General features: G+C 39.8%; 6 protein-coding genes. 2 read left to right on the top strand and 4 right to left on the bottom strand.

Annotated features, from left to right (window positions below; all coding sequences use genetic code 11):
• Positions 1-983 precede the first annotated feature (983 nt).
• Positions 984-1823 (top strand): hypothetical protein, encoded by an 840-nt coding sequence (locus F6J94_RS28640; RefSeq protein WP_293046652.1) that lies wholly within the window; start codon positions 984-986, stop codon positions 1821-1823.
• A 214-nt stretch (positions 1824-2037) separates the two neighbouring features.
• Here the strand turns inward: F6J94_RS28640 and F6J94_RS28635 are convergent, their stop codons facing one another.
• On the bottom strand, positions 2038-2256 hold the full coding sequence (locus tag F6J94_RS28635; protein WP_293046650.1) for a hypothetical protein: 219 nt from the start codon (positions 2254-2256) through the stop codon (positions 2038-2040).
• A 113-nt stretch (positions 2257-2369) separates the two neighbouring features.
• Positions 2370-3152 carry a peptidylprolyl isomerase gene (locus tag F6J94_RS28630; protein WP_293046648.1) on the bottom strand — a complete coding sequence of 261 codons (783 nt, stop codon included), beginning with the start codon at positions 3150-3152 and terminating at the stop codon, positions 2370-2372.
• A 390-nt stretch (positions 3153-3542) separates the two neighbouring features.
• Here F6J94_RS28630 and F6J94_RS28625 point away from each other — a divergent pair, with 390 nt between their 5' ends.
• Complete coding sequence (locus F6J94_RS28625) at positions 3543-3983, top strand: hypothetical protein (protein WP_293046644.1); 441 nt, start codon at positions 3543-3545, stop codon at positions 3981-3983.
• Positions 3984-4514: 531 nt separating this feature from the next.
• Here the strand turns inward: F6J94_RS28625 and F6J94_RS28620 are convergent.
• Positions 4515-4814, bottom strand: coding sequence for a hypothetical protein (locus F6J94_RS28620; protein WP_293024694.1), 300 nt, complete (start codon positions 4812-4814; stop codon positions 4515-4517).
• 279 nt (positions 4815-5093) lie between these two features.
• Complete coding sequence (locus tag F6J94_RS28615; RefSeq protein ID WP_293046642.1) at positions 5094-5396, bottom strand: hypothetical protein; 303 nt, start codon at positions 5394-5396, stop codon at positions 5094-5096.
• Between the last annotated feature and the right edge of the window lie 640 nt (positions 5397-6036).

The following is a 6036-nucleotide window of genomic DNA, read 5'->3' as shown; positions in this document are numbered from 1 at the left end:
GGTAAATATGGGGAGATGGGGAGATTTTTATTAAGGGTAATTATCCCGACATAATATAATCGGTAATCGTAAATTAACTACAAAGTGCCAATTAATAATTACCAATTAAATAAATTGCGTAAATGAATTGGCTAAATCCAGAATATATCAGGATTCTAGACGACCATTTACCATTTTATTTAATTGGTAATTATTAATTGGCACTTTGTAGTTAATTTACGATTACCGATTATATTATGTCGGGATAATTACCCTTAATAAAAATCTCCCCATCTCCCCATATTTACCTCCTGGGAGGGGTTAGGGGTGGGTCCCACCCTCCCTATAATTATGAGTATTAAACCTGAATTGATATTAATTATTACCTATTAAACACAAGCTATTAAAAGCTTTTTAATCATCCAATAAAAGCTTTTAAAAAATCCTTTCCCTGCCGTAAAATAATTTTACAAAATCTTTAACTAATCGGTAGGTAGAATTACACTGACTTTATAATCAATAGCGAATTTTTCGCTTATTATTAATCTATAAATGGAAGTATTCAGCCGACAGCTAACGCCATAGGCGCATCTACCATTGCCAGCTATCAGCCATTGCCTGAGCTGAATGCTTACCTATAAATAGGGATTTTTTTCCGGTTAAGTATATTATATGAAGCAAAAAAAACATTCATTATAATGATATTCCGGATTTTTTTAGGCACCAATCAATATCTGTGCTCACTGTTGAATACAACAATTACAACGTAAGCTAATGCGCTACGCGCAGGCTACGCCAACAGCTATCAGCTATCAGCGTGTCGCGTATCAGCTATCAGCGACCACTGACCACTGACTACTGACTACTGACGGCTGAATGCTTACATTACAACACTAGTATCAGAACAATTATTGTGCCTTTAATTTCCCAAATTGAACTGCAAATTTAGGCAGTTCAAAAAAAACTTCGCTGGCTGAAATTTATTCCACAACACCCAGACAATTATGAAAATGAACAAAACCATTGCTAAAAAATTATTACTGTTCGCTACAGTAACCGGTTCCGTTCTCGCTGCTGCACCAAGTTTGGCTGCTACTTTCGCTTTGTCTAAAGGATCCTTTGACTTCAAAAACTTTAGTACTGATCCTCTGGAAGTCGTTACCCTGACTGAAGCCGACACTTTTGTGATTTCAAGTGGGGGTGATGTGATTGCTGAGGCGAACGCGGTGTCAACTTTTAACCCTGATTCACCCGATCCACTAAAACGAGCTGGTAATAAATCTTTGAGTACCGCTGAGGGTGAAGGAAGCAACTACCGTGGTGTGGCGGAAAGTTTTGCTGGACTTATCGGTTACAACTTCTTTGTCGATGCAGGGGAAACCTTTTCTTTCGATTTCAATGGTTTTCTCGATCTAATCACCATGATCGACAATCCACCTGCAGAAAGTGCAAGTGCCGAGGGCACCGTAGTTTTCGAGTTATACGATAGCAATGACTTGAGTACTCCCATCGACTTCTTCGCTCTCTCTGGTAACTTAGAGACTCTAGGATATGATGATTTCCTTGTGTCTGCTCACAGTGACAATGTGTTTGCTTATAACGACTTTACTAAGTTGTTTGGAGGAACAGAGGAATTTGCTCTGGCTGATGTTCAGGGTTATTATGAGCGCACTTTCGAAACAGCAACTTATTTGACCTTAGTCGAAGCTAAAACGAATAAGGCAACCGTTAAAGCTCCTGAATCGTCAAACTTGCTAGGCTTACTTTTCTTCGGTTTACTGAGCATTGGATACCGAGTCAAAACTAAAAGTTTTACCGATAAGTCAAAGTTATTAAGGGATTAATCCTACTAATAATTAAGTCCGGTTAATCACTTATTAACTCCTGGATTGTTGGTCATAAGCAATCGGTAATGGGGAATCGTAAACTACCAATTCCTAATCCCCCAATTACCAATTACTAATTCCCCGATCAGGAATATGATAATTATTCAACCGGATTTGATATAATTAGTTATTAGTTGGAAAAAAAAACCGCTAGTGGGAGCATTTTGCTCCCTTATTTTTTTCCTGATGTTGCTCTCTTATCTTTGACCGTAGAAGAAGCAAAGCTAGAGCTGGAACTTCTGCTATAACTCCTGCCCGACTCTCTGGTCACAGTAACCTCTTGACTGGTGTTTGCTTGATCACCAGATGCAAATGCCCTACTTTCGGCTTGGACTACTACCTTTCCCTCTGGTGAAACTATCCATTTTCTGATTATCCGGGAGCGAATCATAATTTAATGCCTCCATGACTTTGTTGATTGATGTTTACCTACTTTAAAGGGTAAGCATTCAGCTGATAGCTGAATGCTGACTTACCCATTACCCATTACTATCAATCATGCCACTACTGACCCAACACCTCCGCAGTTTGACTCTCAACATTATCAAGCATAGTGTCACTATGAAGCATATAGTTTAGTTCACGATTGAGCCAATCCTGAAACAGTCTATCCAATATCTCGTCGTACCTTTCCGGTGTTAACTCAGCAGGGATAAACCTTTCTACCATCAAGATATGATAACCCTGAGGAGTTTTGACCGGATTGACTACTTGTCCAATAGGTACACCAAAAACAATCGCTGCTATATCTGAACGTAAATTCCAACGGTAAAGCTTTCCTTCAAAACCGCACTTCTGTCGGCGTTCCTCATCAATGTCGTAGATATGAGCTGCTTGATAAAAGCTAATTTCTTTTTCTTCAATTTGATAGAAGAGTTCTTGGGCAAGTTTATCGTTAGCTACAATAATTTGATAGAGCAAAATTTGGTCAAAATCTAGTCGGTTTTGACCAAAAAACTTTTCTACGTCTTTATCAAATAGAGACTTGGATAACTTTTTAGCTAGCAAGTGCTGGCGAATTCCGGCTTCCCAGTCATCGGAAGTAATCATATTATCCGCTAGCCAAGCTAGAGTGTCTGAAGCTTTCTCCAAGCGATTTTGGTGACGGAATTTATCTGCCTCTTCCTGAATTTCTTCGGCGGTGACGGTTAAGTTTCTTTGGACAGCAGCTCGATTAATGACTTTTTGATACAAAATTTTCTCAGAGACGTCTTTGAGCTTGATTTCTCGTTTCAGAAACTCAGTAATTTCCTGTGGTTCAAGAGATGCTCTAGAAAGAATAGTCATGGTTAGGTTTTATTTGCTCAGATTTTAGCTGATGGGGTAATCGGGCAATATATGAGTTAACAGATCTAAGGGATGGGGTGATTCCGACTACTTATCAATTTTATGCTAAAATTGGATCAGATACTGTGATGAAATCAGCATTAGTTAGGGTGCTTGCACCCTGTCCATCGACGGTTGCTTTGACTACAGCTAGAATATCGTTATTGAATTTCACCAAAGTGGCATCAGCAATGCCATTACCAGTGCTATCAAATACCTCTAGTTAAGCGATCGCTACTGCTTGAACTCCAGCCATTAGTCCATGAACTGCTATTTGTGCTATTTGTTTGTGAGTCGTTAGTTCCTATCCTACTACGATCGTTACCATTGATAGTGAGGCTATTGTTTCTGATGATACTGGAAAAATTGTTGGAAAAATTGTTTGTAGTCGCAGTTGAACTAGCAATTAAACTACGGTTCTCTGGGATGCTGTCTGGGATGCTATCTGTGATGCTGTCTGTGTCTGTAATGCTCTGTGTGGTGCTGTCTGTGTCTGTAATGCTCTGTGTGGTGCTGTCTGTGTCTGTAATGCTCTGTGTGGTGTTTTGTGTGGTGCTGTCTGTGTCTGTGGTGCTCTGTGTGGTGCTCTGTGTGGTGCTCTGTGTGGTGCTGTCTGGGATGCTATCTGTGATGCTCCGTGTGATGCTCTGTGTGATCGGCTTTTTTAACCTCTGTGTAAACCTGTCTTTGAACCTCTCTGTAATTCGGCTTACACGAGGAAGAAATGTCAATGTTCTGCTGATTAAATTAAACATGGCTCTTAATCGGCTATCAGCCTTGTGTTACGCTTGAGCTGCACCTGCTGAATCTGCATTGTGGAGTTTTAAGTGTTGAGTGTTGACCGTTAACTGTTCTACTGCTGCACAGACAGGTCTTCCCTCTACCAAGCCTCAACTGTTAACTATCAACAAAAATCGCTCAGTTCACAAACTATGCCAATTAAATGGTCATTAGCTTAGCCTTAGCCAATAAATTGTCTCTAGAACGCTGCTCCACTGATCGGATACTTGTCTGATCATTGATTGGTAATTATTTAGACATCCATCAGTCTACGCTTACCAAACATGATAAAGGGTTCAGATGAAGATGTGATCAGGATAATGCGTATTTTCAGGACTTACGCACAAGACCTTTAAAACTCGGTTTATCGTGATAAATCAAAGGCTGAAATCCATAGCTCTCATCTCCCCATATCCCCTAGGCGCTAGGCGATAGACCAGCGTTTTTTTAGCATATTCCATCGCCTCTTAACCCTTCCCTATTACCTATTACCGATACCTATTACCGAACATTCCCATTAAGCTGTAGCTGGATTTCCGAAAATTAGCTTGAGTAATATAAAAACCTAGACCGACTGTCAGACACAGCACGGGAAGTTCCCCTGCCAGTATTAGCAATAGCCTCAGCCCTTGCTCTGGCTGTGCTAATCCCAAACTTAGGATTTATTCTGGCATCAGTCCTAGTGTTGACTGAAACACTCTTACCACTAGCATCTGCATCGGCTGCAGCTAATGCCAAATCCTTGGAAGCAAATGTCAGGGTATTAGCAGAAGCTGATGCACCGCCAAAAATACCGTTTTTATGAGTAGATTTTTGAGCAAAATCTAGATCCTTAATTATCATTATTCTCTTCTCTCTGCACCTATGCCTAAACTGATGACTATCACCTTCCTTAACTAAAGACTTAACTAAAGAAGGTGATTTTTATGTAGGCCCACACAGCTAAATTTACCTGCTAAGTCCTGAAGCTAGCAGATATTCTTTGTCTAGTCTGTCTATCGATTCTTAATTAAAGGGGGAAGCATTGGCGCGCCGAGTTATCTTATAGATATAAATGCTTCACCCCTAAATCAGATTTTGGATGCAATCAAATACACCCTAGGGTCAGGATTTCCCTTAGTTCTAGTAATCAACTGCAACGACGGAGTTAGAGAATGAAGTAGCGCCACCACCATCATAGACAAAGGAGTCAGTATCAGTTTCAACGAGGAAGTTATTGCTATAACCCCTGTACTCAGCAGTGGCTTCAGCATTAGCTAGGCGGCCCTTGACATTTACCCTTGAGTCAACATACTTATCGATATCGACGCGGATATCAAGGCGAACGTCCTTGTCAATATATAAGTCGAAATTCCGGCGACTACCACCAAGGATATTGGTTTCTTCGTTAACAACTTCGATGTGATTTATATCAGAAATAATCATGGTTGGTCTGCTCTTTGGTTATTTTTATGTTAGTTAACAACTTGGTTGTTGTTAGTTTGATTATACCGCTTCTTATTCAATTTGTCTCACTTGTCACGCCAATTTGGCGGAAACTTTAATTAAATTAGTTAGGTAGCTAAAAACAACTTTATTGTTATTTTTATCCTACCGCTCTTAAGTCAATTTGTCTCACTTGTCACGCCAATTTGGCGGAAACTTTAGCTCGAACCTTCTTGATTAAGTTAGGTAGGTAACTAACAACAACTTTGGTTTGATTGTTGTTATTTTTATCCTACCGCTCTTAAGTCAATTTGTCTCACTTGTCACGCCAATTTGGCGGAAACTTTAGCTCGAACCTTGATTAAGTTAGGTAGGTAGCTAACAACAACTTTGTTGTTATTTTTATCCTACCGCTCTTAAGTCAATTTGTCTCACTTGTCACGCCAATTTGGCGGAAAAGTTTGAGGAATAGTTTCCTGTTAAAAATTGTTATGAAAAATACCCAAGTTATGGAAAAATAACTTGGGAGTATTAATGGAATTTATGCAGTATCAAAAAATTAAGAAAAACAAAATCAATTCAGTGATTGGGGGACTGTCAGCATTGAGTTATCAGCCCCTCACCATTAAGGTGAGGGGCT

It is taken from the genome of Moorena sp. SIO1F2, from assembly GCF_010672755.1.
In the GTDB taxonomy this organism is placed as follows: Bacteria; Cyanobacteriota; Cyanobacteriia; order Cyanobacteriales; family Coleofasciculaceae; genus Moorena.
Note: the sequence above shows the minus strand (reverse complement) of the source record. Positions and strands in the feature narration are given on the sequence as shown.

Excerpts from the sequence above, each read along its gene's own strand:
- F6J94_RS28640 (WP_293046652.1), top strand. The coding sequence starts at position 984 with ATGAAAATGAACAAAACCATTGCTAAAAAATTATTACTGTTCGCTACA.
- F6J94_RS28635 (WP_293046650.1), bottom strand. The coding sequence starts at position 2,256 with ATGATTCGCTCCCGGATAATCAGAAAATGGATAGTTTCACCAGAGGGA.
- F6J94_RS28630 (WP_293046648.1), bottom strand. The coding sequence starts at position 3,152 with ATGACTATTCTTTCTAGAGCATCTCTTGAACCACAGGAAATTACTGAG.
- F6J94_RS28625 (WP_293046644.1), top strand. The coding sequence starts at position 3,543 with ATGATACTGGAAAAATTGTTGGAAAAATTGTTTGTAGTCGCAGTTGAA.
- F6J94_RS28620 (WP_293024694.1), bottom strand. The coding sequence starts at position 4,814 with ATGATAATTAAGGATCTAGATTTTGCTCAAAAATCTACTCATAAAAAC.
- F6J94_RS28615 (WP_293046642.1), bottom strand. The coding sequence starts at position 5,396 with ATGATTATTTCTGATATAAATCACATCGAAGTTGTTAACGAAGAAACC.